Below are 24,935 nucleotides of genomic sequence, written 5' to 3'. Positions count from 1 at the left end.
TAAAGACAACGCGAAACATTGCCCTGATGGCAGGCCCGCGACGATGCGCAAATTCCTCACAGGTGTGAGGGGCATTGCCGTCTTTTGAATACGGCAAGACGGATTTGTACCTTGCCCCTGCCGCCAAGCTCGGGCAAAACAGCCTTTTCCAATCACGAGACCATGCCAGGAGATAGAATATGGACGTTCGCGCCGCAGTTGCCATTCAGGCAGGAAAACCGCTTGAGGTCATGACCGTTCAACTCGAAGGTCCCCGCGCTGGCGAAGTGCTGGTCGAGGTCAAGGCGACAGGTATCTGCCACACCGATGATTTCACTCTCTCCGGTGCCGATCCCGAAGGTCTGTTTCCGGCCATCCTCGGCCATGAGGGTGCAGGCATCGTCGTTGATGTCGGTCCCGGTGTCACCTCGGTCAAGAAGGGCGATCATGTCATTCCGCTTTACACGCCGGAATGCCGCGAGTGCTATTCCTGCACATCGCGCAAGACCAATCTCTGCACCTCCATCCGCGCCACCCAGGGCCAGGGCGTGATGCCTGACGGCACCTCGCGCTTCTCGATCGGCAAGGACAAGATCCACCACTATATGGGCTGCTCGACTTTCTCGAACTTCACCGTCCTGCCCGAGATCGCCCTTGCCAAGATCAATCCCGATGCGCCCTTCGACAAGGTCTGTTACATCGGCTGTGGTGTGACGACCGGCATCGGCGCCGTCATCAACACCGCCAAGGTGGAGATCGGCTCGACGGCAATCGTCTTCGGTCTCGGCGGCATTGGTCTCAACGTTCTGCAAGGCCTGCGTCTTGCCGGCGCTGACATGATCATCGGTGTCGATATCAACAATGACCGCAAGGCCTGGGGCGAGAAGTTCGGCATGACCCACTTCGTCAACCCGAAGGAAGTGGGCGACGACATCGTGCCCTATCTCGTCAACATGACGAAGCGTAATGGCGACCTGATCGGCGGTGCGGATTATACGTTCGACTGCACCGGCAATACCAAGGTCATGCGCCAGGCGCTGGAAGCCTCGCATCGCGGCTGGGGCAAGTCTGTCATCATCGGCGTTGCCGGTGCCGGCCAGGAAATCTCCACGCGTCCGTTCCAGCTGGTCACCGGCCGCAACTGGATGGGCACGGCCTTCGGCGGCGCGCGTGGCCGCACCGATGTGCCGAAGATCGTCGACTGGTACATGGAAGGCAAGATCCAGATCGATCCGATGATCACCCACACGATGCCGCTCGAAGACATCAACAAGGGCTTTGACCTGATGCACAAGGGCGAGAGCATCCGCGGCGTCGTGGTCTATTGATCGGCTGACAAAATGGCAGGCGCGCACCGCGCGTCTGCCATATGAATTGACCTACCTTTCCGCTTACAGCCGTGCCGATTAACGGGACGGTAAATCTATCGTCGTATGCCGATATTGCGCGGTGGAGTTGAAAAATCCCTCCCTGCCCGAAACGACGCCAGATAGCGGGAGCCACCTCTGAAAACCGTACCGATCGACAACGGAAACCGCGTCGCTGCCGTTGCACTTCTGGCGAAAGGTTTTCCGGAAAAGAGCGAGGCTTTCTGGGCGCTCGGCGTGTCCCTTATAAGCGACCATCATCAGCGGCAGGATCTCGGCCACATCGGGCAATTGCTGATGAAGGGCGACGATGCCGTGGGCGTTCTTCTGACGATCCGAAGCCGCCTGCCCGAGACTGGTAGGACAGTCGTCAACCTGTCCAGCTGGTATGTCGAACCTTCCAGCCGCTGGTTTGCACCGCGTATGCTGCAAATGGCGACATCCTTCGAAGAAGACATCTTCACCGATCTTACCCCGTCTCCAGAAGCCTGCAAGCTGAACGAGAGACTGGGGTTCACAACGATAACGAATTGCACGCTTTTTTATCCCCTGCCTTTAAAGGCATTCAGCCCGGCCAGGGCGCGGCTGCGCCCGCTTGCCGAAGTGCCGCAGGGCACGCTGTCTGCCGCCACGCGCGACATGCTGGAAGATCATGCGCGTTTCGGCTGCATCGTGGCAGTCATGGAGGCGGATGGCAGCCATTATCCGCTGGTGTTTTTAAAAACCATAACCAAAAGGCTGCCCTCCGCCCGCCTCATCTATTGCGAGGACAGGCAAGTCGCCCAGAGGCACATTTCGGCAATTGCCCGCCATCTTCTTGGCAAAGGCCGGCTTGCATTGACCATGGCGGCTTCCGATGAGAAGCGAGACGCCGGCGGATTTGCCATACTCAAATCCTCGCCAATACAAGTAAAGGGAGCATGGAACCCACGGTTTATTAACGAAACATATTCAGAATTGGTGTTATTGCCACCCTGGGTATTGGGACGCTCTTAAAAGACGCGCGCTTAAACCTTGCCTGAAAAGAAAAAAATGCGCTTCGGCCGAGACTAGTCCCGACTGCGCGAACGAGCGGAGAATAAGCATGCTTTCAGCGAAACCCAGGGAAGTCGATGTCTCCGAGACCATCTATTCCTACCTCTCGCAGCGTTTCCCGGCTCATGCCCCGTTTTCCGCAGATACGCAATTGCTCGAAGGCGGCGTGATCGATTCGCTCGGTTTTCTTGAACTGATGATCTTTCTCGGCGAAGGTTTCGGCATCGTTCTCAATGATGAACATTTCACCCCGGAAAATCTCAGCACGCCGGCCGATCTGATTGCCTTCGTCACTCAGGAACGGCGCAGATGACAACCCACATCCTGCTGCACCACCTGCTCACCGCGCGGGCGGAAAGCGGCGATAAGGCGCTTGTCTACAAAGAAAAATCACTGAGCTATCGCGAATTTTCCGAAGCGGCCGCACGTTGTGCGGCGGCATTGCAGGAGGCCGGAACGGAGCGCGGCGACCGTGTCGTCATCTTCCTGCCGCGCGGCATCGAGGAATGCTGGTCGATCTTCGGCGTGAGCATGGCTTCCTGCGTCTTCGTGCCGGTCAACGCGCTTTTGAAGGCGCAGCAAATCCGCCATATCGTCGCGGATTGCGGCGCAAAAATCGTCATCAGCAGCGCTACGATGATGGATGAGCTGAACGCGGCTGTGGAAGACCTGCCCGAGGTCACTGTACTGCTGGCGGAACAAATCGACCGCCGCCCGCCCGTGCCTGCCAAAGTCTCCCCGTCAATTGGCGAGGACCTTGCAGCAATCCTCTACACATCCGGCTCCACCGGCTCGCCCAAGGGCGTGATGCTGTCGCACCGTAATCTTCTGGCCGGAGCGCGCATCGTGCGCACCTATCTGGAGATCACCGGAAAAGACCGCCTTCTCTCCATTTTGCCCTTCAGTTTCGATTACGGCCTGAACCAGTTGCTGACGGCGGTTGAACAGGGTGCGACCACTGTTATCTCCACCTTCAGGCTCGGCGACGACATTGTCAGGGACTTGCGCGACCATGCCATTACCGGGCTTGCCGGCGTGCCGACCGTTTGGGCTATCCTGACGAGGGCCGCGCCGTTGCTGGCGAAAACGCCGTTGCCGCAGTTGCGTTACATCACAAACTCCGGCGGACGCGTGCCGCAGGAAACCGTGAGGGCGCTGCGCGAAAAGCTGCCGGGAACGAAAATCTATCTGATGTATGGCCTGACCGAGGCCTTCCGCTCCACATTCCTGCCGCCTGATGAAATCGACCGCCGCCCGACTTCCATCGGCAAGGCTATCCCGGAATGTGAAATCTTCATCGTCACCGATAAGGGACAGAGGGCAAAACCGGGTGAGCCCGGCATTCTCGTCCATCGCGGCCCGACCGTGTCGCTGGGTTACTGGAACCGGCCGGAAGATACCGCCAAGGTGCTGCGCCCTCACCCTTTCATTCCGGCCGAACGCGGTGGCGAGACCGTGTGTTATTCCGGCGATCTGGCGGTGGAAGACGAGGACGGCTTTTTCAGTTTCGTTGCCCGCAACGATGCGATGATCAAATCGTCAGGCTATCGCATCAGCCCGACCGAGGTGGAGGAAAGCCTGATGTCGACTGGCCTTTTCCAGCAGGTCGCCGTCATCGGCCTGCCGGACCCCTTTGCAGGCGAGAAGGTGCATGCCGTGGCAACCGCCGCCAACGAGAATATCGATACCTCGGCAGCTCTCAAAAAAGCTGCCGAAATGCTTGCCCCCTTCATGATTCCGCGCGCCATCGAACTGGTCGACCGGCTTCCGGTCACGGCCAATGGCAAGGTGGATTACCGCGCGCTGGTGCGCGAACGGACGGACAATGGCGCCCACGGATAAACCCCAAAGCCACGGCCCTGCCCTTGCCGCCGCGCAATTCGCAGTCGACGAAAACGATCTTGTCATCGGCGGCCTTGCCGTGCGCGATATCGTCGCTGAGACCGGAACGCCGTGCTTCCTCTATGATGCCAGCGCCATGCGCCGCGCCTATCGCGATCTCGCAACCGCGCTCAGTGGTTTTGCCGATATCTACTATTCGGTGAAAGCCAATCCCCTGCCCGCCATCATCTCGCTTTTCCGTGAAGAAGGCGCTGGCGCAGAAATCGCCTCCGTCGGTGAATATCGCGCCGCCATCAAGGCAGGTGTGCCACCGGAAAAGATCATCTTTGCCGGTCCCGGCAAGCGCCAAGCTGAATTGCTTGAGGTGATCGAGAGCGGTATCGGCGAAATCCATATCGAGAGCGCCGAGGAAATTGCCCGCATCGAGGCGATCGGCAAACCGGTCAAGGCTTCGATCCGCATCAATCCGGTGCCGGATGCGCAGGCAGGCGCCATGCGCATGGGTGGCAAGGCCACCGCCTTCGGTTTCGACGAGGAAGAACTCGAAAACGTCCTGCCGCTGTTCAGGGACATCAGGCATATCAATCTCGTCGGTGTCCATATTTACGGTGGCACGCAAATCCTCGATGCCGACATGCTTGTCTCCCAATGGAGACACTCCATTTTGCTTGCCGCACGCATGGCCGAAATGCTCGGCAGGCCCCTTGAAACCATCGATCTCGGCGGCGGTCTCGGCATCCCCTATTTCGCCGGGGAGACGCCGCTCGATCTTGCAGCGGTCAGTGCCGCCATTCCCGACCTCAAGGCCTTGGTGCAGGCACATCCGCTGATCGCCGATGCCCATATCATTGTCGAACCCGGCCGCTTCCTCGCCGGTCCCGGCGGCATCTATGTGGCGGAAGTCAATTCGGTAAAGACCTCGCGCGGCACCACCTTCGTGGTGACGGATGGTGGCATGCATCACCATCTGGCAGCCTCCGGCAATCTCGGCCAGATCGTCAAGCGCAACTACCCCATCGTCGCACCGGCCATGATGCAGGCAGACTATGAGGAAACTGCAACCATAGTCGGCCCGCTCTGCACACCGCTCGACACGCTGGCACGCAATGCGGCCCTGCCGAAGCTGAAGGCTGGTGATCTCCTGGCAATCCTGCAATCGGGCGCCTATGGCGCCACCGCCAGCCCTTCGGGTTTTCTCAGCCATCCGGCGGCGAAGGAAGTGCTGATCGAGGATGGTGACATCGCCATTGTCACGTCGGCTCGAGATAGGGCTGGAGACAATATTGCTACCCTCACATCCGAAAATCCCCATCAAACACTAAGAATTTATGACATTCGCGAGGGCGTAATTGCAGCCGATCTTTACGATCTCCTTCATCTCCTCGCACCGGCCTCTCAAACGGCAACTTGGGTCGTTTCCACGGTCAAGTCTCTGCAATCCGCCGATGAATGGTTTGAGGTGGTGGGTGAATCGCGAGATGACCTCGAGATGTTGGCCCAGAAAGATGCGCGTATTTCAGGCGCCGTTCTGGCCGACCTCGCGAAGAAGGCGAAACAAGTGATATGGGGGCAGTTTACTGCGTTGTCGCCAGCCTTGGATCAGGAATGGGTGACCATTCGGGCAATCGACAGTAGCTTCTATGAAGTAACGACGCCTGACGCGAATGTGCAGGATAAGATTAAATCGTTCTTTCGGGATGTCCGCCCTACAGATTCGCAATACCGGTAAACTGAGACGCAACGCACGGGATAATCACCCCCGTAACAGTCTGTCCCCAACCGCAAATTTGGATTTCAGCAGACACTCATCATATTCCGCCTCGGCATCCGAATCGAAAACGATGCCGCCGCCGACATTGAAGATCGCGCGGCCGCCATCGAGCAAGGTCAGCGTGCGGATCGCCACCGAAAAGCGCATCTCACCAGCTGGAGACATGAAGCCGATCGCGCCGCAATAGGCGTCGCGCGGCGTCTGTTCCAGTTCGCGCAGGATCTTCATCGCCCACATTTTCGGCGCGCCGGTCACCGAACCGCAGGGAAAAAGCGCCGCGAAAATATCCTCCACCGTCACATCAGGCAAAAGCTTCGCGCGCACATGGCTGACCATCTGGTGCACGGTGGGATAGGTCTCGATATCGAACAGTCGCGGCACATGGAGGCTGCCGACTTCGGTGATGCGGGAAATATCGTTGCGCAGGAGATCGACGATCATGCGGTTTTCGGCAAGCGTCTTTTCATCCTCAAGCATCGCCGCGATGATCGCCCGGTCCTCTTGCGCATTCGCACCGCGCGGCGTCGTTCCCTTCATCGGGTGGGTTTCAATGAAACCTTCCCCGTCCACCGAGAAAAACAGTTCCGGTGAGCGCGACAGGATCACCGGTCCACCGAGATCGACCAGCGCGCCATATTTGACCGGCTGGCGCTCAACCAATGACCAGAAGGCCGTGAGCGGATCGCCGCTCCAGCGAGCGTGAACGGGCATCGTCAGATTGCCCTGATAACAGTCGCCGCGACGCAGATGCCCGTGCAGCCGCTCGAAGCGCTGGCAATAGTCTTCAAGGCTCCATGCGGGCGCGGGATCGGCCAGGAACGCATCGGCATCCGGCAGACTTACGGGCTGCGCAAATCGCCCCTCATCCGGTTGTGGGCCGGAAAAGACGCCGAAGCGAAGGAACGGCACGTTGCGAGGCTCGGCAGCAAAGTCCGCAAGTTTCGGCTCGAACAGGAAACCCGCCTCGTAGGACATATAGCCGGCAAGGTATTTCCCGGCGCGGCGCAGCTGCTCCATGCGTTTCAGCGCCGCGAAAAACGCCTCTGGCTCATCCGCGACGATGATCTCCTCCGGCTCGGTGAAGGCTGTCACCGTGCCGGTCGTGTCATCCCGGAAAAGAACGTAAGGCGCATGTGCCAAGGAAAGCGTCCGAGCAGGAGAAAGGGTCGGGAAAAATCAGGTCGGGTCTATGTCGCCCCGCGCCCACATCTCTATGGTTTCCGCATAAAAATCAGCGAAACGGCCTTCCTCGATCGACTTGCGGATACCCTGCATCAGCTCCTGATAATAGGCAAGATTGTGCCAGGAGAGCAGCATGCCGCCCAGCGCCTCATTGGAGCGCGTGAGATGATGCAGATAGGCGCGGGAATAATCACGCGAGGCCGGGCAGTTTGACTGCTCATCGAGCGGCCGCATATCCTCCGCATGGCGGGCATTGCGTATATTGACCCTGCCGCGACGGGTGAAGGCAAGCCCGTGACGACCGGAACGGGTCGGCATCACGCAGTCGAACATGTCGATGCCGCGAGCCACCGATTTCAGAATATCGTCTGGCGTACCGACGCCCATCAGGTAACGCGGCTTTTCGGTGGGCAGCACCGGCAGCGTGATGTCGAGCATGCCCAGCATCACATCCTGCGGCTCACCGACGGCAAGGCCGCCGACAGCGTAACCCTTGAGATCAAGCTGCTTCAGCCCTTCGGCGGAGCGAATGCGCAGATCCGGCTGGTCGCCGCCCTGCACAATGCCGAACATGGCCTTGCCGGGCTGTTCACCGAAGGCGACGCGGCAACGCTCCGCCCAGCGCAGCGACATTTCCATGGCGCGCTCGATTTCCTTCCGCTCGGCCGGCAGCGCGATGCATTCATCGAGCTGCATCTGGATGTCCGAATCAAGCATGCCCTGAATTTCGATCGAGCGTTCAGGCGACATATGGTGCAGCGAACCGTCCACATGGCTCTTGAAGGTCACACCCTTCTCGTCCAGCTTGCGCAGGCCGGAAAGCGACATGACCTGGAAGCCACCGCTGTCGGTGAGGATCGGATGCGGCCAGCGGATAAGCTCATGCAACCCGCCAAGCCTTGCCACGCGCTCCGGGCCGGGCCGCAGCATCAGGTGATAGGTATTGCCGAGAATGATATCGGCCCCCAACTCGCGCACCTGGTCGAGATACATGGCCTTGACAGTACCGACAGTGCCAACAGGCATGAAGGCAGGTGTGCGGATGACACCGCGCGGCATGGCGACTTCGCCAAGGCGGGCGCCGCCGCTCGTGGCTTTCAGGGTAAAGGTGAATTTGTCGTGCATCAGTTCTTCCGGAACAGCAGGCTTGAATCGCCATAGGAATAAAAACGGTATCCGGTTTCGATGGCATGCGCATAAGCGGCACGCATCGTCTCGAGACCGCAAAAAGCCGAAACGAGCATGAACAGCGTCGATTTCGGCAGGTGGAAATTGGTCATCAGAATATCGACCGCGCGGAAACGGTATCCGGGCGTGATGAAGATGCCCGTCGCGCCCGACCATGGCTGAATGACGCCATTCTCATCAGTGGCGCTTTCGATAAGCCGCAGCGAGGTGGTGCCGACAGAAACGATCCGCCCGCCGCGCGCCTTGACGGCATTGAGCTTTGCCGCAGTCTCTTGCGAAACATGGCCGATCTCGAAATGCATCTTGTGATCGTCGGTATCGTCGGCCTTAACTGGAAGGAAGGTCCCTGCCCCAACGTGAAGTGTCACGAAATGTCGCTCGATGCCGGCTTCGTCCAGCGCCGCAAACAGATCGGGCGTGAAATGCAGGCCGGCAGTGGGTGCGGCAACGGCGCCCTTCTCGCGTGCATAAATTGTCTGGTAATCGGTCTGGTCCTGCGCATCTTCCGGGCGCTTCGCGGCAATATAGGGCGGCAAAGGAATATGGCCGACGGAGGCGATCGCCTCGTCCAGAACAGGGCCAGAAACGTCGAACAGCAGCGTGATCTCGCCCTCCTCACCCTTTTCCTCGACGGTGGCCTCCAGATGGGCAAGGCCGCAGGCATTGTCGCGCTCGTAACCGAAACGGATGCGGTCCCCCTGCTTGATGCGCTTGCCCGGCCGCGCGAAAGCCTTCCAGCGCGACTGGTCGGCGCGCATGTGCAGCGTGGCTGAAACTGCCGTTTCAGGCGCACCTTCGCGCAGCCGCACGCCTTCAAGCTGGGCTGGAATGACGCGGGTGTCGTTGAATACCAGCGCGTCGCCGGGCTTCAGGAAGGAAGTCAGGTCGGATACGATGCGGTCTTCCATGCGGTTCGCATTCGGATCGACCACGAGAAGACGCGCACTATCGCGCGGGTTCGCCGGGCGAAGGGCGATATTCTCCTCGGGGAGATCGAAATCGAACAGGTCTACGCGCATTGCAATGGCTCTCGAAATATCAAAACCCGCCCTGCATGGCATGGGGCGGGTGGTGGGTGATGACAAGGCTTCCGACTACACTCGAAGTCATCCTCGGCTTGTCCCTAGGATGAGGTCTGAGAGGTTGGCGCCATCATCAATGTGAAACGCCCCGCAGTTTCCTGCGGAGCGGGTAAACACTTTATACGCTATTATCAGGCCGCCGAAGCAAGCTTCATCGAAACGATCGAATCGGGGTCCTTCACAGGCTCGCCGCGCTTGACCTTGTCGATGGCTTCCATGCCTTCGATGACCTGGCCCCACACGGTGTACTGCTTGTTCAGCCACGGCGAATCGGTGAAGCAGATGAAGAACTGCGAGTTGGCGGAGTTCGGGCTCTGCGAACGGGCCATAGAGCAGGTGCCGCGTACGTGGGAAATAGCCGAGAATTCAGCCTTGAGGTCAGGCTTCTCGGAGCCGCCCATGCCAGCGCGGGCCGGGTTGAAGCTTTCCGAACCCTTCTTGCCGAACTTCACATCGCCCGTCTGGGCCATGAAGTCTTCGATGACGCGGTGGAACACGACGCCGTCGTAAGCGCCTTCCGATACCAGTTCCTTGATACGGGCAACGTGGCCCGGAGCAACTTCCGGAAGCAGCTGGATCACGACCTTGCCGGTCGTCGTTTCCATGATGATGGTGTTTTCCGGATCCTTGATCTCGGCCATGATTATTCTCCTCTGTTCGGGCTCTATTGCCCTACCTTACTTCTTGCCGACGGTGACCTTGATCATCCGGTCGGGGTTGGAAACTTCGCCGTTGCCGCCGGCGCCGCGCTTGATCTTGTCCACGGCTTCCATGCCGGACACGACCTTGCCGACCACGGTGTACTGGCCGTTCAGGAACGGACCGTCGGCAAACATGATGAAGAACTGCGAATTGGCGGAATTCGGATCGCTGGAACGGGCCATGCCGACAACGCCGCGCGTGAACGGTGTCTTGGAGAACTCAGCCGGAATGTCGGCCATGTCAGAGCCGCCGGTGCCGGCACGCTGGGCGTTGAAGCCCTTCTCCATGTTGCCGTACTGCACGTCGCCGGTCTGCGCCATGAAACCGTCAATGACGCGGTGGAATGCCACGTTGTCATAGGCGCCCTTTTTCGCCAGCGCTTCAATCTGCGCCACGTGCTTGGGCGCGACTTCCGGCATCAGTTCGATGACGACGGGGCCGTCCTTCAGCTGGACGGTCAGGAATTCGGCAGCCGAAGCGAAGGTGCTGGCGGCAAGCGCGCCCGCAAACAGGGCGCCGGCAAAGGCAAATCGAACGAGTTTCATTGGATTGGCTCCGGAATGTGAGGCTGAAGTCAGCGCTTCAGCTTGGCGTTGAGGGCTTCAAGCACGGCTTTGGGAACGAAGGCATCCACATTGCCGCCCATGGCGGCGATCTGCCGGACCAATGTGGCTGTAATGGGTCGCGACGACGTACCCGCCGGCAGGAACACGGTCTGTATATCAGGTGCCATCTGGCGGTTCATGCCGGCCATCTGCATTTCATAATCGAGATCGGTGCCGTCACGCAGGCCGCGCAGAAGAAGGCGCGCGCCATGCTGGCGGGCTGCATCGACGACCAGATTGTCGAAGGAAACGACCTCAACGCGCGCCGCCTCACCAGGCAGGCTTTCGGAAAGGGCCCGGCTTATCAGCGTCGCCCGCTCCTCGAAGCTGAACAGCGGTGCTTTTCCGGGATGGATGCCGACGGCGACGATGACTTTGGACGCCACGTTCAGCGCCTGGATAAGCACATCCAGATGTCCGTTGGTCATCGGATCGAAGGATCCTGGATAAAAGGCAATCGTCATATCGCTCTCAAGTGGTGGGCGTTATGTGCCGCCTTTTGTCACGGAGATGGGCGCGGCGCAAGACTTTTACAACCCGGACGCCCTCCCGGTGCGGTCTGAACAACGGATGAATGCGCCGTTCAGTGCGGTTTCAGGGCTCATTTATATAAATACACGGCATCGGGAAACCGAAATGCCCCTCACCTCGTTAAGCCCCCGGAGAAATGAAAATGCTGGCCTTTATGATCGTCTTTTCGGTCATCGCATCATTCGCAGCCGAGTATCTTTTCCTCGAATGAGGCCAGTCGCCGGTTTCCTGAACGCCAGATGAACAAGCCATTCAAGGAAGTTTCACAGGCGCGATGCTAATCGATTTTTAAGGTTGACGCGGAACATGATTGGACGTGGCGCGTTAATATCAAACCAAAGGAACAGACAGATGTTTGTAAGAGAAAAACAGTCTACTTCGGCGAAAATCAGCGTCATCAGCACCGCCTGGACAGTACTGGTCATCGCAATGGTAGCAACAACGTTTAGCCTTTATGATCAGAAGCCTGCCGCCCAGGGACCGGACTATCCACAGATGACCGCCCGCTACCAGTCCATGACCTATTACTGATGAGGAACTAGGATTTCCTCGCTACCAACGGAGATGATATCATGTTCACATTCCTGACTCTGCTTCTTGCCCTGATCAGCATTATGTTCGTGACGTCAATGATCTCCGCCGTCGCCGAGATGCGACGTGAAGACGAGGAATTCAAGGCCTCGGTAAGACGCAACCGCGCGTTCTGACCGCAACCATCAGACTTAGCCGTCTTTCAGAATATGATTCTCCGCAACCGCCTGGATGCTCCGGGCGGTTTTATTTTGCCGCCTTAAGGGCCAGTATGGCGAAGATGAAGGCGTAAAAACCTAGCCCCAATCACATAAGCGTTTTCAAAACCCCGTTTTTCCAAGGCAAATTCCCTTCAATTTCCCATTGGATTGATTTAAGGAACGCCGATACGTTGCGGGCCGGACGGCTGGCGACCGCAATGACGTTCCTGTGAGGTTTGCATAACGATGCTCGATTCCCTGAGAAATGCTTCTCGAACCATGGCAGCCAAGCTGCTGCTTCTCCTGCTTGTTGTTTCGTTTGGCGTCTGGGGCGTCTCCGCATCACTCGTCACCTCCAATTCGCATGCGGTCATGACCGTCGGCGACCAGACGGTCAGCCCGCAGGAATTCCGCCTCGCCTATCAGCGTCAGGTTTCCGATCTGAGCCGCCAGTTCGGCGCGAGACTGACCACCGAACAGGCCAAGGCCTTCGGCATCGACCGTCAGGTGTTCAGCCAGCTTGCGGCGGGTGCCTCGCTGGACGAACTGGCGTCGAAGATGAATCTCGGCCTTTCGGAAGACCGCCTCGCCAATCTCATCGCCGAAGACCCGGCATTCAAATCGGTTAATGGCCAGTTCGATCGCACCCTGTTCACCGAGCGGCTGCGCAACTCCGGCCTGCGCGAAGACGACTATATCAAGGAACGCAGCAAGGTCGCGGTCAGAAGCCAGATCGTTGAAGCCGTTTCCGATGGTTTTAAGGCACCGCAGGTACTGGTGGACGCACTCAAGCAATACCGCAACGAACAGCGCTCGGTCGATTACGTCATCCTGTCCAACGCCGTCATTGCGCCGGTCAAGGCGCCGGGCGACGACGTGCTTGCACCCTGGTTTGAAACCAACAAGGCGAAATATCGCGCGCCCGAGTTCCGCAAGTTCACCTATGTGAAGCTGGAACCATCGGACATTGCCGATCAGGCTTCGGTGACGGATGCGCAGATCGCCGACTATTACAACAGCCACAAGGACAGCTTCCGCACCGCCGGTCGCCGCACCGTCGAGCAGCTGACCTTCCCGGAAAAGGAAATGGCAGAAGCCGCCGCGGAGCAGATCCGCCTCGGCAACACCACCTATGATCAGGTGGTGAAGGATCAGGGCAAGACCGCCTCCGACGTGACGCTTGGCGAATTCACCAAGGACACGATCCCCGACCAGTCGATTGCCGATGCTGCTTTCGCCGTCCAGAAGGATGGCGGCGTGTCTCCGGTCGTGGCAGGCTCCTTCGGCCCGGTCATCCTGCGCATCACCGGCATCAAGCCGGAAACCACCCGCACGCTGGAAGAAGCAAAAGAGGACATCCGCAAGGACCTCGCCACCGCTGCTGCAGCCGAAGAAGTCACCAATGTGCATGACCGTTACGAAGACCTGCGTGCCGGCGGCTCCTCGCTTGCCGATGCGGCAAAGCAGCTGAACCTCAAGCCCGTCACCATCGACGCCATCGATGCCGCCGGTCTTGATGAAAAGGGCGACGCCATTCAGGACCTGCCCTCGCCGCAGCTTGCCCAGGAAGTCTTCAAGACCGAACCCGGCACCGAAGCCCTGCCGATCAATCTTGGCCGCGAAGGCTACATCTGGTTCGACGTCGATCAGATCATCCCCGCCCGCGACCGCACGCTTGCCGAAGTGCGCGACGATGTCGTTGCCGACTGGACGGCAGAGCAGCAGCGCACGGCGCTTGCCACCAAGGCTGACGAACTGAAGGCACGCGTTGAAAAGGGCGAGACACTGGCAGCGGTGGCTGGCGAACTCGGCCTTGCCGTCGAGCAGAAATCCGGCCTGCGCCGCACCAGCGAGGACGCGATTTTCGGTCGCCAGACGATTACGGCGGTATTCTCCGGCGCTGAAGGCATGACGGGCACAGCGGCAGACGCCGATGGTTCCAGCCGCATCCTCTTCAAGGTCACGGCAGTCGACACCAACGCGCCTGCCGATGCGCTTGCCAATGACGATCAGCAGTTCGCCGCCATCGCCCGCGCGGCCGGCGACGACATGCTCGACCAGATGGTCAACCGCCTGCAGAACGACTACGGTGTGACCATCAATCAGGCCCTCGCCGATCAGGCGATGGTCGGCTTCTAACCGGGGGGCGGAAACGATGGCCGAACTGAAACCGCTGATCGCCAAGGTCGCAAACGGGGAAAGCCTGAACCGCGAGGAATCGCGGGCCGCTTTCGACATTCTGATGTCGGGCGAAGCTACCCCGTCGCAGATCGGCGGTTTCCTGATGGCACTGCGCGTGCGCGGCGAGACGGTGGACGAGATTGTCGGCGCCGTCTCCTCCATGCGCGCGCGCATGCTGCCGGTTTCGGCCCCCGAAAACGCGATCGACATCGTCGGAACCGGCGGTGACGGTATCGGCACCTACAATATCTCGACGCTCGCCTCGATCATCGTTGCCGGCACGGGCCTTCCCGTTGCCAAGCACGGCAACCGGGCGCTAAGCTCCAAATCCGGCACGGCGGATGCGCTGTCCGCACTCGGCGTGAAGCTGGATATCGGCCCTGACCTTATCGCCCGTTGCATCAGTGAGGCGGGACTCGGCTTCATGTTCGCGCAGCTGCACCATTCCGCCATGCGCCATGTCGGTCCAAGCCGCGTCGAACTTGGCACGCGCACCATCTTCAACCTGCTCGGCCCGCTTTCCAACCCGGCGGGCGCGAAGCGCCAATTGCTCGGCGTCTTTTCGCCGCGCTGGCTGGTGCCGCTTGCCGAAGTGCTGCGCGATCTCGGCTCGGAAAGCATCTGGGTCGTACATGGCGACGGCATGGATGAAGTCACGACGACAGGCGTCACCCATGTGGCGGCGCTTGAAAACGGCAAGATCCGCACCTTCGACCTGACGCCGAAGGATTTCGGTGTTGAACCCGCTTCCATGGCAGACCTCAAGGGTGGCGACGGCATTGCCAATGCAGCGGCACTTCGCGAGGTTCTGTCCGGCAAGCGCAACGCCTATCGCGACGTATCGCTATGCAACGCCGCGGCAGCCCTTGTCATTGCCGGCAAGGCCAAAACGCTTGGCGAGGCGATGACGACCGTGAGCCAAGCGCTCGACAGCGGCGCGGCGGCAGCAGCGCTCGACCGCCTGGTCGCTGTCTCCAATGAAACAGTCTCCGGGCAGGCCGACCACTAAAAGGAATGAGAGCGAAACCATGAGCGACATTCTGAAAAATATCGAGATTTACAAGCGCGAGGAAATTGCCGCCGCCAAGGCCAGGGTTTCACTTGCCGATCTCAAGGCGATGGCCGCAGGCCAGACTGCGCCGCGCGGTTTTTACAAAGCGCTGCGGACAAAGCAGGCTGAGGGCAAATTCGGTCTGATTGCCGAAATCAAGAAGGCCAGCCCCTCCAAGGGGCTGATCCGCCCGGATTTCGATCCGCCGGCACTGGCCGCCGCCTATGAGGCTGGTGGCGCCGCCTGTCTTTCCGTGCTGACGGACACGCCGAGCTTTCAGGGTGCGCCGGAATTTCTGACGGCTGCCCGCAATGCCTGCACGCTGCCTGCGCTGCGCAAGGATTTCATGTTCGATACCTATCAGGTGCATGAGGCCCGCGCCTGGGGCGCGGACTGCATCCTGCTCATCATGGCGTCTCTTTCCGACGATGAGGCGAAACGCCTTGAAGACGAGGCTTTTTCACTCGGCATGGACGTGCTGGTCGAGGTGCATGATGCGGAAGAAACCGAACGGGCGCTGAAGCTCGCCTCGCCGCTTCTCGGCATCAATAACCGCAATCTGCGCACTTTCGAGGTCAGCCTCGAAACCAGCGAGAAACTGGCTGGCCTCGTGCCCGCCGACAAGCTGCTGGTCGGCGAAAGCGGCATCTTCACCTATGAGGATTGCCAGCGCCTCGAAAAGAGCGGCATCAGCACCTTCCTCGTCGGCGAAAGCCTGATGCGTAAGGACGATGTGACGGCAGCTACCAAAACCCTGCTAACCGGCCAATCCGGCGTTCTGGCGGCGGAATGATGCGCCGATGAGCGAGGCGACAAAGCTCACCCATATCGATGCGAGCGGCGAGGCCCATATGGTCGATGTCGGCGACAAAGCCGAGACCGTCCGTGTCGCCGTTGCCGAAGGCTTCGTGAAGATGAAGCCGGAAACGCTGGCGCTCATCCGCGATGGTAATGCCAAGAAGGGTGACGTCATCGGCACAGCCCGGCTCGCGGGCATCATGGCAGCCAAGCAGACGGCAAACCTCATTCCGCTCTGCCACCCGCTGATGCTGACCAAGGTTGCGGTGGACATTACCGAAGACGCTGCCCTGCCCGGCCTGCGGGTGGAGGCCATGGTGAAGCTCTCCGGCAAGACCGGCGTGGAGATGGAGGCGCTGACCGCCGTGTCCATCGCCTGCCTGACCATTTACGACATGGCCAAAGCCGCCGACAAGGCGATGGAGATCGTCAATATCCGCCTTCTCGAAAAGAGCGGCGGCAAGTCGGGCGATTTCCGGCGACAGGAGACCTGAATGAAGCCACTGCTGCCCGTGGATGAGGCCGTAACGCGTCTTCTGGATGCGGCGGTTCCTGTGGTTGACAGCGAAACCCTTCCGCTCGCCGAATGCGATGGCCGCGTCCTTGCGGCTGACCTTGCGGCGCGTCTGACCCAGCCGCCTTTCGATGCCTCGGCCATGGACGGCTATGCGCTGCGCAGTGCCGATGCGCCACAAATCGGGTCAGTCCTCACCGTTATAGGCCAGGCTGCGGCAGGCCACGCTTTCGCGGGCACGGTGGGTAAAGGCGAGGCCGTGCGTATCTTTACCGGCGCACCGGTGCCGGCGGGTGCGGATGCCATTCTCATTCAGGAAGATGCCGAGCTTCTCGGCGAGGGCAAAATCCGCACCGCTTTCGACATCACCGCCGGGAGACACATTCGCCCGCGCGGACAGGATTTTGCCGAGGGCGACACCGTTTTGAAGTCCGGGCGCGAACTCGGCTTCACCGATCTCACCGTTGCGGCGGCGATGAATCACGCAACGCTTGCAGTCTATCGCAAGCCACTGGTCGCCATCCTTGCCACCGGCGACGAATTGCTGCCGCCCGGAAGCACGCCCCTTCCCGCCCAGATCATCGCCTCGAACACCTTCGGTGTTGCCGCACTTGCGCGGGCAGCCGGTGCCGAGGTTCTCGATCTCGGCATTATACCCGACAACGACACGCTGATCCGCGCCGCCATCGGCAAGGCTGTCGCGGCAAAGGCCGATGTGCTCGTGACGCTCGGCGGCGCCTCTGTCGGCGACCATGATCTCGTTCAGGCGGCGCTTAAGGCCGAAGGCATGCAGCTTGATTTCTGGCGCATTGCCATGCGTCCTGGAAAACCGCTGATGGTGGGCGCCATCGATGCCATGCAGGTTCTGGGCCTGCCAGGAAATCCAGTAGCGAGCCTCGTCTGCGGCCTGCTGTTCCTCGAGCCACTGCTTCACAGAATCGCCCGCCGCATTCCGCCGCAACGCGTCACCACGGCCCGAACCGCCACACCGCTGAAGGCGAACGATCACCGGCAGGATTATCTTCGCGCCCGTTTCAGCACCGATGACAACGACGCTCTGGTGGTGGAAGCCTACGCCAAACAGGATTCATCCATGATGAACATACTGGCACATTCCGACGGCCTGATCGTGCGCCCGCCAAATGCGCCGGCAGTTGACGCCGGTGCGGAATGCTCGGTGATACGGCTTAGAGCCTGACGGGACATATTCAGGCGGCAGACAAAACAACGCATTGTTTCAAAATCTTGCGCAATTTTCACCGCAAGTAGTCACAGAAATGAGACGAGCTGCAGCCACTTCTGTTGAGACGACGTAATAAAAACTGTAACGTTGCTGTATCCGGACACGCGCGAAGAAGTTCGTTGCTTATAAGCGGCGTCTTGCCAGATGAAAAACTCCGCGCCTCAACCATCTCCCGATTATCACCCTGCGTTGTTGTGCCGAAATAAATCACCCTAAAATCACTATCGGGATTGACAGAATAAATACGAAGCTGGCACCAAGACGAGCAGTAGAAATCAAAAAACTCCGGAACTTCCTCGAAATGAGAATTACTTATAATTATCAGCTAAATAAGATAAAAATTGCCGAAGATCAAATTTCAGGGAACAAAAATTAGTTTCCCATAAATTAAGCTTTTCAAAACGGCCTACATAATAATAATCATAGTCGATAAGCAGACTCACTGGAGTTTCTTGATGAACACGGCATCCACGCCCAAATCCACGGGGCCCGACATCGCCGGGCAGATTGCCTATGCCATGCGGAGCATGGGTGTGTCGCCGATCCCGCGCAACTATAGCCTTTTTTACGAAGCCTATATCGGCTCGAACCCGGCGCTGACGAGGGATCTGGCGGCACTGGGAAACCGGGTGACGCAGGAGGATCTGGACGAACTGTCCGCGCGGTACGGGGAAGGCAATCCCATCGCCTCGATCGACGACGCGCACGAGAAGCTGCGGCGTGAACTGGAGGCGCTTCTCGGAACGCTGAGGCGCGAACAGTCCTCCATCGAGAACTACAACAGAATTCTTGGCGAAACCCGCCAGCGCATTGACGACAAGACCGTGTCGAGCACCAATATCCTGAAAAATGCGGTCTCGCTGCTGGCCGAGGCCACCGGCTCGAAAATCATCGATGGCGAAAAGGCGTTCAACGACGTCAACCGCCATGCCGAGGAAATGCAACAGGTGCGTCTGGAGCTGGATGAATACAAGCGAATCGCCAATACCGATTCGCTGACGCGCCTTTCCAACCGTCGCGCTTTCGATGACAGGCTGGCCTCCGTCTACAACAGCTCCATCGGCCTGCAATATACGACGCTCATCCTGCTCGACATCGACCATTTCAAGCGGATCAACGATACGTTCGGCCACCCGGTCGGCGACAAGATACTGGCCACAGTCGCCTCCGTCATCCGCGCCAATGTCCGCAAGGACGGCTTCGTCGCCAGAAGCGGCGGCGAGGAATTCGCCATCATTCTTGATGGCAACACGCCGGAAGAAGTCATGGTGATCTGCGAGCGCATCCGCCTGTCGCTGGAAAGCACACCGTTCCGCAATTCACGATCGGGCGCCGACTACGGTACGGTGACGATCTCGATCGGCTTCGCCTCCGCCTCGCAGGCAAACAATCCGGGCGAACTTTACGGACATGCCGATATGGCACTTTACCACGCCAAGGAAACCGGCAGGAACCGTTCCGTCATTTACGAGGACGGCATGCAGAAGAACTATATCGGCAAGAACTGGCTGATCTACCGTACCTAGGGCGTCGTGCGTCCTTATCGGGGGCGCAGTTAACGGACGCTCTCCTCTTCCCTCATTCCTGTGCTTGTCACAGGAATCTAGCCAGACCAAGTCCTTGGGCTGAAAAGAGCCTCTCTCGCCGCGCCGACGCGCGTCGGCTAGATTCCTGTGACAAGCACAGGAATGAGGGCGGAGAGAAGCCAATGGCTCACGGGCGAATGTGCTGGTCTCGTCAGGACGAAAGCCGCACCGCCACCCCTCACCACATGGTCTTCGCCGCCCGAACCGCCCATTCGCGGTCATAAGTCTCCTGATCGAACTCCGCCTTGGCGGCTTTGAGCAGGCTGCCGGGTGTGGGCAGTGACGCGGGTTCCACGAAGTTGTCGGGGTTCCACAGTTCCGAACGCATCAAGGCCCTCGCGCACTGGAAATAGACCTCATCGATTTCGACCACAATGACGGTGCGCGGGTGTTTTCCGTCCATTTCGAAGCTTTGCAGCAGATCGGGTGCGACCGAAACGACAGCGCGGCCGTTGATGCGCATCGTTGTATTCGAGCCCGGGATCAGGAACATCAGCGCCACGCGTGGATCGCGCACGATGTTCAAGAGCGAATCGACGCGGTTGTTGCCGCGCCAGTCGGGCAAAAGCACCGTCCTGTCGTCGGCCACCCTTACCACACCGCCCTTGTCGCCGCGCGGCGAACAGTCCATGCCTTCCGGCCCGACAGTCGCCAGCGCCAGAAATGGCGAAGCCTCGATCATCTGCCGGTATTCGGCGGTCAGCGTGGCTGTCACCTTCGCGATAGATGCCTCGCTTGTGCCATCGTAAATGGCCTTCAATTCCTCAACCGTGCGAATGACCGTCATTGTGCGCTCCAACTCCTGCAATCAATCTGCCCACCCATAAATCAGGGCGCGTTATTCCTCTGCCGCTTCCGCTTTTTCCCGCTCCGCCCGCTCGCGCGCGGTGCGTGCAGCAACGAGGTCCGCCGGCTGGGAATTGCCGCGGATCAGCGACCGGCCCGCATAAATACCGCCGACGACTTCCATCGCGAAACGTTCCTCGTCGCGGTCGCGGAATTCCTCCACCAAGCGGGCAGCATCTTCCCGCTCCTCGCCCATGGCGCCCAGCACTTCCTCGCTGAAATTCATCGCCGATTCCAGCGTCTCGCGGATCTGGTAATCCACGCCGGCCTTCACAAGATCGATTGCGTGGCCACGGTCATAGGCACGGGCAAGAACGGGAACCAGCGGAAACTCATGCTTGACGATCTCCGCGATCCGCACAGCGGCTTCCTTGTCATCGACGCAGATCAGCACCGCACGCGCGGTGCTTGCCCCGGCGGCATGCAGGATTTCCGCGCGTGAGCCGTCGCCATAATAGACCTTGAAACCGAATTCCGCGGCATCGCGCACAAAGTCGGCATCCTTGTCGATCAGCGACAGCGTGTAGCCACGCGCGAGAAGCGGCTGGCTGACAATCTGGCCGAAACGCCCGAAACCGATCAGCAGAATGCTGCCCTCGACATTTTCCGGCACATCGAGATCATCGGTCTTGGGAACGGCCGCCGGCACCAGCCGGTCGTGCAGAATGACCATCAGCGGCGTCAGCACCATCGAGATGATGATGGTCGCCGTCAGGATGGCGTTGGCTTCGCGGTCGAGGATGCCGGCGCTGACAGCGGCGGAATAGAGCACGAAGGCGAATTCGCCACCCTGAGCCATCAACACAGCCCGCTCCAGGCTTTCGCGCCTGGTGGTGCCGAGCGCCCGCGCCACGCCGTAGATCAGCAATGCCTTGAGCAGCATGTAACCTGCGACGCTGACGACCACGAGCTGCCAGTTCGATGCGATGACGGCAAGATCGATCGCCATGCCGACGCCAAGAAAGAATAGGCCGAGCAGAATGCCGCGAAACGGCTCGATATCCGCTTCCAGCTGATGGCGGAACGACGATTCGGACAGCAGCACACCAGCCAGAAACGCGCCCATCGCCATGGAAAGACCGCTGACCTGCATCAACAGCGCCGAACCGAGCACCACCAGCAGGGCCGCGGCCGTCATTACCTCGCGCGCACCGGACGCCGCCAGCAGGCGGAAGAACGGGTTGAGAAGATAACGCCCGGCCAGAATGAGCGCGCCGACGGCGGCGAGCGCGATGCCGACGGAAATCCAGCGCTCCGAGGGTGTGACGTGCTCGCCACCAGCACCGAGGAAGGCAACGAGCGCCAGAAGCGGCACGATGGCGAGATCCTCAAACAGCAGGATGGCGATGATGCGCTGGCCCTTGAGGCTGGACATGCTGTTGCGTTCCTGCAGCATCTGCATGACGATTGCCGTGGAAGTCAGCACGAAGCCGGTACCGGCGACAAATGACATGATGAGCGGAAAGCCGAGACTGACGCCAACCATCGTCAGACCCGCCATACAGACCAGCACCTGCAGCGCGCCAAGCCCGAAAATATCCTGCCGCATGGACCACAGCCGTGACGGCTGCATTTCAAGGCCGATGATGAACAGGAACATCACCACGCCGAGTTCGGCGATATGAAGGATCGCCTGCGAATCGGAGAAGAAACCGAAGCCATATGGCCCGATCACCAGGCCGGCGGCCAGATAACCCAGCACCGAACCGAGGCCTATGCGCTTGAAAATCGGCGCGGCCACCACGCCCGCCGCCAAAAGCACGACCACCTGGGCCAGATCATTTCCGTTCGCTTCGACCGCCACACATCACCCCGTTTAAATTGATAGAACGAGGGTGTTCCCTCCCTCACTTCCTAGCGCATCAGTATGAAAATCGAAAATGATTTTACAGAAGGACGATACGCAGATTCAACGGGTTATTTGTCCATAAGGCATGCGGGCTTCAGATGCCGCTGCTCTCCTCCCCTCATTTCTGTGCTTGTCACAGGAATGAGGGTGGGGAGTATCCGCAGGCCTTGCGCCCGCCTACCGGGATAGCGGTTCCCTGCTCAAGCCCTTTTCGGCGAGCTGTCGCTCATAATCGGCAAACGATGCGTCGCCGGTCTCTCCCAGTTCCTTCAGATATCTCCAGGTAAAGATGCCGCTGTCATGGCCGTCGTCGAAGACGATGCGCACGGCATAATTGCCCGTCGCCATCATGGAGCGGATCGTCACGTTGCGCTTGCCGGGAACAGTGACCTTCTGGCCCGGCCCGTGGCCCTGCACTTCCGCGGAGGGTGAAAGCACGCGCAGCATCTCGGCACCAAGGCGATAGACGCTTCCATCATCGAAGGAAACGGTCAGTTGCCGCCGGTCTTTCGACACAAGCAGTTCAGTCGGCCAGGCATCACTCATTTTTCACTTCCGCAAGCTCGTCTTATGCGTCAGAATTACGGACTTGCCTCGCGATAGGCAAGTCACTACATCACCTGTAAAGCACATGCCCGGCAATCTTGTGCCCGGCGCATCGCGCAGTGAGGACGGAGACGTGAACAGTTTCCCCGGATCGCTCGAAAGAGCGCAGTCCCTGACGGAAAACAATGCACCGATGGTGGACCCTTTCGGCCGGTCCATAACCTATCTGCGCGTTTCCGTGACAGACCGCTGCGATTTCCGCTGTACCTACTGCATGTCCGAACACATGACCTTCCTGCCGAAGAAGGACCTTCTGACGCTGGAGGAACTCGACCGGCTCTGTTCCGTCTTCATTCAACGGGGCGTGCGCAAGCTGAGGCTGACCGGCGGCGAGCCGCTGGTGCGCAAGAACATCATGATGCTGGTGAGGAACCTCGGCCGCCATATTGGCACCGGCGCGCTGGATGAGCTGACGCTGACCACCAACGGTTCGCAGCTTGCGAAATTCGCCGCCGAACTCGCCGATTGCGGCGTGCGGCGTATCAACGTCTCGCTCGATACGCTGGACCCGCAGAAATTCCGCGAGATCACCCGCTGGGGCGATATCGACCGTGTGATGGAAGGGCTGGATGCCGCACAGGCCGCCGGCATCAAGGTCAAGCTCAATGCCGTCGCGCTGAAGGACTTCAACGAGACTGAAATTCCCGAGCTGATGCGTTTCGCCCATGGTCGCGGTATGGACCTGACTGTCATCGAGACCATGCCGATGGGCGAGATCGAGGAAGATCGTACCGATCGCTACCTGCCGCTTTCCAGGCTGCGCGCCGATCTGGAACAAAGCTTCACGCTTGTTGACAACGACTACCAGACCGGCGGCCCTGCCCGCTACGTGACGGTGAAGGAAACCGGTGGCAGGCTCGGTTTCATCACACCCATGACCCATAATTTCTGCGAAAGCTGCAACCGCGTCCGCCTCACCTGCACCGGTACGCTCTATATGTGTCTCGGGCAGGACGATGCCGCCGACCTTCGCACGGCGCTGCGCGCTTCCGACAGCGACGCCTATCTCTCGGGCGCCATAGACGAGGCCATTCTGCGTAAGCCGAAAGGGCATGATTTCATCATTGACCGCACCCACAAGCGCCCCGCTGTCGCCCGCCATATGAGTGTGACCGGCGGCTGAACCTGTTTCTCGTCCACCCACCCATTTAAGCGGTTGAAATGCCGGCTTGGCCGTGTCAGGTCTCTTGGCATGGAGGAATGCGCGGTCCCGCCCGGCGGGCGACCCCTTAGAGGAATTTGGGGTTAGGCTGCGCATGGTCTGGGACAGTATGAAATGGCATTGACGGACAATACGCGCGGCGCCCTTCTGATGGCGCTCGCCATGGCAAGCTTTACGGCCAACGACGCCCTGACGAAATCCGTCACCCCCTACATCAATACCGGCCAGATCATGTTCGTGCGCGGCATCATGACGGTGGTGCTGATCTATATTGCCGCCCGGCACTTCGGCGCGCTCCGGCCGCTGAAAACCCTGATGCGCCCCATCATCATCCTGCGCTGTCTCTGCGAAGTGACAGCCGCCGTTCTCTATCTGACGGCGCTCGGACTCATAGAATTTTCCAACGCCTCGGCCATATTGCAGTCCCTGCCGCTGATCGTCACGCTGGGTGCCGCACTGTTCCTGCGCGAGCCCGTCGGCTGGCGGCGCTGGGCGGCGATCATCGTCGGCTTCATTGGGGTGCTCGTCATCATCCGGCCCGGCCCGGAAGGCTTTACCTCAGGCGCGCTGCTGGTCGTCGCCTCGCTGGCGGTCACCGCCGCGCGTGATCTTCTGACCCGCAAGATGTATGCGGATGTCCCCTCGCTTGCCATCACCTTCGTTACCGCCTCCGTCAACATGGCGGTGGGTGGCCTGCTGATCCAGCCCTTCGGCGGCTGGCAGCCCATGAACTTCATGATCCTGTCGCATCTGGCCGGTTCTGCCGTTCTGGTGCTGGTCGGTTACCAGGCAATCATTCTGGCAATGCGAACCGGTGAAATCTCCTTCGTCGCGCCATTCCGTTACACCAGCCTGCTCTGGGGTTTCATGATCGGCGTGTTCTTCTTCAACGAAAAGATCGACAGTTTCACGATCGTCGGCGCCGTGATCGTCATCGGCTCGGGCCTCTACACCTTCTACCGTGAAAGCCTGCGCAAGCGCTCGCAGATGGCCAAGCGCTCCGCCGCAACGCCCACTGCCGCGACCACCGTGCGGCCAGCGTCCGTAACGAAAGCTGCCTTTACGGAAAAAGCGGGAGAATGAC

Annotated in this window: 23 protein-coding genes and 1 pseudogene; 15 read left to right on the top strand and 9 right to left on the bottom strand. The window is 59.7% G+C overall.

Annotated elements, in window-relative coordinates; all coding sequences use genetic code 11:
- Positions 1–179 precede the first annotated feature (179 nt).
- From ACQZ45_RS00925 to ACQZ45_RS00905, 5 genes and pseudogenes are all read left to right on the top strand, one after another.
- Positions 180–1,307, top strand: a complete 1,128-nt coding sequence (locus ACQZ45_RS00925) for an S-(hydroxymethyl)glutathione dehydrogenase/class III alcohol dehydrogenase (protein WP_025593598.1) — start codon at positions 180–182, stop codon at positions 1,305–1,307.
- A 276-nt stretch (positions 1,308–1,583) separates the two neighbouring features.
- Complete coding sequence (locus ACQZ45_RS00920; RefSeq protein WP_162736194.1) at positions 1,584–2,342, top strand: hypothetical protein; 759 nt, start codon at positions 1,584–1,586, stop codon at positions 2,340–2,342.
- Positions 2,343–2,430: 88 nt separating this feature from the next.
- The gene (locus ACQZ45_RS00915) at positions 2,431–2,694 is read left to right on the top strand and encodes an acyl carrier protein (RefSeq protein WP_003515534.1); all 264 of its coding nucleotides are present in this window, start codon (positions 2,431–2,433) and stop codon (positions 2,692–2,694) included.
- Positions 2,691–4,223: an AMP-binding protein gene (locus tag ACQZ45_RS00910; RefSeq protein WP_113291767.1), complete on the top strand. Its 1,533-nt coding sequence runs from the start codon at positions 2,691–2,693 to the stop codon at positions 4,221–4,223. The genes ACQZ45_RS00915 and ACQZ45_RS00910 overlap by 4 nt, the downstream gene beginning before the upstream one ends.
- Positions 4,207–5,475, top strand: a pseudogene (locus ACQZ45_RS00905) (type III PLP-dependent enzyme); the annotation flags it as partial. The gene ACQZ45_RS00910 and the pseudogene ACQZ45_RS00905, both read left to right, overlap by 17 nt.
- Before the next feature lie 501 nt (positions 5,476–5,976).
- On the opposite strand, the gene ACQZ45_RS00900 reads toward ACQZ45_RS00905, so the two are convergent.
- From ACQZ45_RS00900 to coaD, 6 genes are all read right to left on the bottom strand, one after another.
- Positions 5,977–7,134: an aminodeoxychorismate synthase component I gene (locus tag ACQZ45_RS00900; RefSeq protein ID WP_448742115.1), complete on the bottom strand. Its 1,158-nt coding sequence runs from the start codon at positions 7,132–7,134 to the stop codon at positions 5,977–5,979.
- 36 nt (positions 7,135–7,170) lie between these two features.
- Complete coding sequence (gene tgt / locus ACQZ45_RS00895; protein ID WP_113291769.1) at positions 7,171–8,301, bottom strand: tRNA guanosine(34) transglycosylase Tgt; 1,131 nt, start codon at positions 8,299–8,301, stop codon at positions 7,171–7,173.
- Entirely contained in the window at positions 8,301–9,383 is a 1,083-nt protein-coding gene (gene queA, locus ACQZ45_RS00890; RefSeq protein ID WP_113291770.1) for a tRNA preQ1(34) S-adenosylmethionine ribosyltransferase-isomerase QueA, read from the bottom strand. Before queA ends, tgt begins: the two co-directional genes overlap by 1 nt.
- Positions 9,384–9,577: 194 nt before the next feature.
- Positions 9,578–10,087, bottom strand: coding sequence for a peptidylprolyl isomerase (locus tag ACQZ45_RS00885; protein ID WP_003515547.1), 510 nt, complete (start codon positions 10,085–10,087; stop codon positions 9,578–9,580).
- A gap of 36 nt (positions 10,088–10,123) precedes the next feature.
- A complete protein-coding gene (locus ACQZ45_RS00880; RefSeq protein ID WP_019566173.1) occupies positions 10,124–10,693 on the bottom strand; it encodes a peptidylprolyl isomerase in 570 nt (189 codons plus the stop codon).
- A gap of 29 nt (positions 10,694–10,722) precedes the next feature.
- Positions 10,723–11,217 carry a pantetheine-phosphate adenylyltransferase gene (gene coaD, locus ACQZ45_RS00875; RefSeq protein ID WP_003515552.1) on the bottom strand — a complete coding sequence of 165 codons (495 nt, stop codon included), beginning with the start codon at positions 11,215–11,217 and terminating at the stop codon, positions 10,723–10,725.
- Positions 11,218–11,635: 418 nt separating this feature from the next.
- On the opposite strand from coaD, the gene ACQZ45_RS00870 reads away from it, so the two are divergent.
- The 8 genes from ACQZ45_RS00870 to ACQZ45_RS00835 all read left to right on the top strand — a co-directional run bounded on the left by ACQZ45_RS00870 (position 11,636) and on the right by ACQZ45_RS00835 (position 19,328).
- Positions 11,636–11,815 (top strand): hypothetical protein, encoded by a 180-nt coding sequence (locus tag ACQZ45_RS00870; RefSeq protein ID WP_003515553.1) that lies wholly within the window; start codon positions 11,636–11,638, stop codon positions 11,813–11,815.
- Positions 11,816–11,856: 41 nt separating this feature from the next.
- Positions 11,857–11,991, top strand: a complete 135-nt coding sequence (locus ACQZ45_RS00865) for a hypothetical protein (RefSeq protein WP_003515556.1) — start codon at positions 11,857–11,859, stop codon at positions 11,989–11,991.
- A 270-nt stretch (positions 11,992–12,261) separates the two neighbouring features.
- Positions 12,262–14,154, top strand: a complete 1,893-nt coding sequence (locus tag ACQZ45_RS00860) for a peptidylprolyl isomerase (RefSeq protein ID WP_013636263.1) — start codon at positions 12,262–12,264, stop codon at positions 14,152–14,154.
- Between the two features lie 16 nt (positions 14,155–14,170).
- Entirely contained in the window at positions 14,171–15,205 is a 1,035-nt protein-coding gene (trpD, locus tag ACQZ45_RS00855) for an anthranilate phosphoribosyltransferase (RefSeq protein ID WP_113291771.1), read from the top strand.
- A gap of 19 nt (positions 15,206–15,224) precedes the next feature.
- A complete protein-coding gene (gene trpC / locus ACQZ45_RS00850) occupies positions 15,225–16,040 on the top strand; it encodes an indole-3-glycerol phosphate synthase TrpC (protein WP_111796362.1) in 816 nt (271 codons plus the stop codon).
- A gap of 7 nt (positions 16,041–16,047) precedes the next feature.
- On the top strand, positions 16,048–16,539 hold the full coding sequence (moaC, locus tag ACQZ45_RS00845; RefSeq protein WP_003515564.1) for a cyclic pyranopterin monophosphate synthase MoaC: 492 nt from the start codon (positions 16,048–16,050) through the stop codon (positions 16,537–16,539).
- Positions 16,540–17,757 carry a molybdopterin molybdotransferase MoeA gene (locus ACQZ45_RS00840; protein ID WP_113291772.1) on the top strand — a complete coding sequence of 406 codons (1,218 nt, stop codon included), beginning with the start codon at positions 16,540–16,542 and terminating at the stop codon, positions 17,755–17,757.
- A gap of 500 nt (positions 17,758–18,257) precedes the next feature.
- Positions 18,258–19,328, top strand: a complete 1,071-nt coding sequence (locus tag ACQZ45_RS00835) for a GGDEF domain-containing protein (RefSeq protein ID WP_065687305.1) — start codon at positions 18,258–18,260, stop codon at positions 19,326–19,328.
- A gap of 238 nt (positions 19,329–19,566) precedes the next feature.
- On the opposite strand, the gene ACQZ45_RS00830 is transcribed toward ACQZ45_RS00835, so the two are convergent.
- The 3 genes from ACQZ45_RS00830 to ACQZ45_RS00820 all read right to left on the bottom strand — a co-directional run bounded on the left by ACQZ45_RS00830 (position 19,567) and on the right by ACQZ45_RS00820 (position 22,629).
- On the bottom strand, positions 19,567–20,175 hold the full coding sequence (locus ACQZ45_RS00830; RefSeq protein WP_003515570.1) for a pyridoxamine 5'-phosphate oxidase family protein: 609 nt from the start codon (positions 20,173–20,175) through the stop codon (positions 19,567–19,569).
- Positions 20,176–20,226: 51 nt separating this feature from the next.
- Positions 20,227–22,038, bottom strand: coding sequence for a monovalent cation:proton antiporter-2 (CPA2) family protein (locus tag ACQZ45_RS00825; protein ID WP_003515571.1), 1,812 nt, complete (start codon positions 22,036–22,038; stop codon positions 20,227–20,229).
- 222 nt (positions 22,039–22,260) lie between these two features.
- Positions 22,261–22,629, bottom strand: coding sequence for a gamma-butyrobetaine hydroxylase family protein (locus ACQZ45_RS00820; protein WP_003515573.1), 369 nt, complete (start codon positions 22,627–22,629; stop codon positions 22,261–22,263).
- 85 nt (positions 22,630–22,714) lie between these two features.
- Here ACQZ45_RS00820 and moaA point away from each other — a divergent pair, with 85 nt between their 5' ends.
- Together moaA and ACQZ45_RS00810 are read left to right on the top strand one after the other, a co-directional pair.
- Entirely contained in the window at positions 22,715–23,812 is a 1,098-nt protein-coding gene (moaA, locus tag ACQZ45_RS00815) for a GTP 3',8-cyclase MoaA (RefSeq protein ID WP_162736195.1), read from the top strand.
- 153 nt (positions 23,813–23,965) lie between these two features.
- Positions 23,966–24,934, top strand: a complete 969-nt coding sequence (locus tag ACQZ45_RS00810; RefSeq protein ID WP_113291773.1) for a DMT family transporter — start codon at positions 23,966–23,968, stop codon at positions 24,932–24,934.
- Position 24,935 lies beyond the last annotated feature (1 nt).

This window comes from Agrobacterium sp. 16-2014-1-2a (genome assembly GCF_053522705.1).
This window is presented reverse-complemented; position numbering and strand designations above follow the sequence as displayed.

Bases quoted from the DNA above. Each gene is read 5' to 3' on its own strand.
- ACQZ45_RS00925 (WP_025593598.1), top strand. From the start codon at position 180: ATGGACGTTCGCGCCGCAGTTGCCATTCAGGCAGGAAAACCGCTTGAG.
- ACQZ45_RS00915 (WP_003515534.1), top strand. From the start codon at position 2,431: ATGCTTTCAGCGAAACCCAGGGAAGTCGATGTCTCCGAGACCATCTAT.
- ACQZ45_RS00910 (WP_113291767.1), top strand. From the start codon at position 2,691: ATGACAACCCACATCCTGCTGCACCACCTGCTCACCGCGCGGGCGGAA.
- tgt (WP_113291769.1), bottom strand. From the start codon at position 8,301: ATGCACGACAAATTCACCTTTACCCTGAAAGCCACGAGCGGCGGCGCC.
- queA (WP_113291770.1), bottom strand. From the start codon at position 9,383: ATGCGCGTAGACCTGTTCGATTTCGATCTCCCCGAGGAGAATATCGCC.
- ACQZ45_RS00885 (WP_003515547.1), bottom strand. From the start codon at position 10,087: ATGGCCGAGATCAAGGATCCGGAAAACACCATCATCATGGAAACGACG.
- ACQZ45_RS00880 (WP_019566173.1), bottom strand. From the start codon at position 10,693: ATGAAACTCGTTCGATTTGCCTTTGCCGGCGCCCTGTTTGCGGGCGCG.
- coaD (WP_003515552.1), bottom strand. From the start codon at position 11,217: ATGACGATTGCCTTTTATCCAGGATCCTTCGATCCGATGACCAACGGA.
- ACQZ45_RS00870 (WP_003515553.1), top strand. From the start codon at position 11,636: ATGTTTGTAAGAGAAAAACAGTCTACTTCGGCGAAAATCAGCGTCATC.
- ACQZ45_RS00865 (WP_003515556.1), top strand. From the start codon at position 11,857: ATGTTCACATTCCTGACTCTGCTTCTTGCCCTGATCAGCATTATGTTC.
- ACQZ45_RS00860 (WP_013636263.1), top strand. From the start codon at position 12,262: ATGCTCGATTCCCTGAGAAATGCTTCTCGAACCATGGCAGCCAAGCTG.
- trpD (WP_113291771.1), top strand. From the start codon at position 14,171: ATGGCCGAACTGAAACCGCTGATCGCCAAGGTCGCAAACGGGGAAAGC.
- trpC (WP_111796362.1), top strand. From the start codon at position 15,225: ATGAGCGACATTCTGAAAAATATCGAGATTTACAAGCGCGAGGAAATT.
- moaC (WP_003515564.1), top strand. From the start codon at position 16,048: ATGAGCGAGGCGACAAAGCTCACCCATATCGATGCGAGCGGCGAGGCC.
- ACQZ45_RS00840 (WP_113291772.1), top strand. From the start codon at position 16,540: ATGAAGCCACTGCTGCCCGTGGATGAGGCCGTAACGCGTCTTCTGGAT.
- ACQZ45_RS00835 (WP_065687305.1), top strand. From the start codon at position 18,258: ATGAACACGGCATCCACGCCCAAATCCACGGGGCCCGACATCGCCGGG.
- ACQZ45_RS00830 (WP_003515570.1), bottom strand. From the start codon at position 20,175: ATGACGGTCATTCGCACGGTTGAGGAATTGAAGGCCATTTACGATGGC.
- ACQZ45_RS00820 (WP_003515573.1), bottom strand. From the start codon at position 22,629: ATGAGTGATGCCTGGCCGACTGAACTGCTTGTGTCGAAAGACCGGCGG.
- moaA (WP_162736195.1), top strand. From the start codon at position 22,715: ATGCCCGGCAATCTTGTGCCCGGCGCATCGCGCAGTGAGGACGGAGAC.
- ACQZ45_RS00810 (WP_113291773.1), top strand. From the start codon at position 23,966: ATGGCATTGACGGACAATACGCGCGGCGCCCTTCTGATGGCGCTCGCC.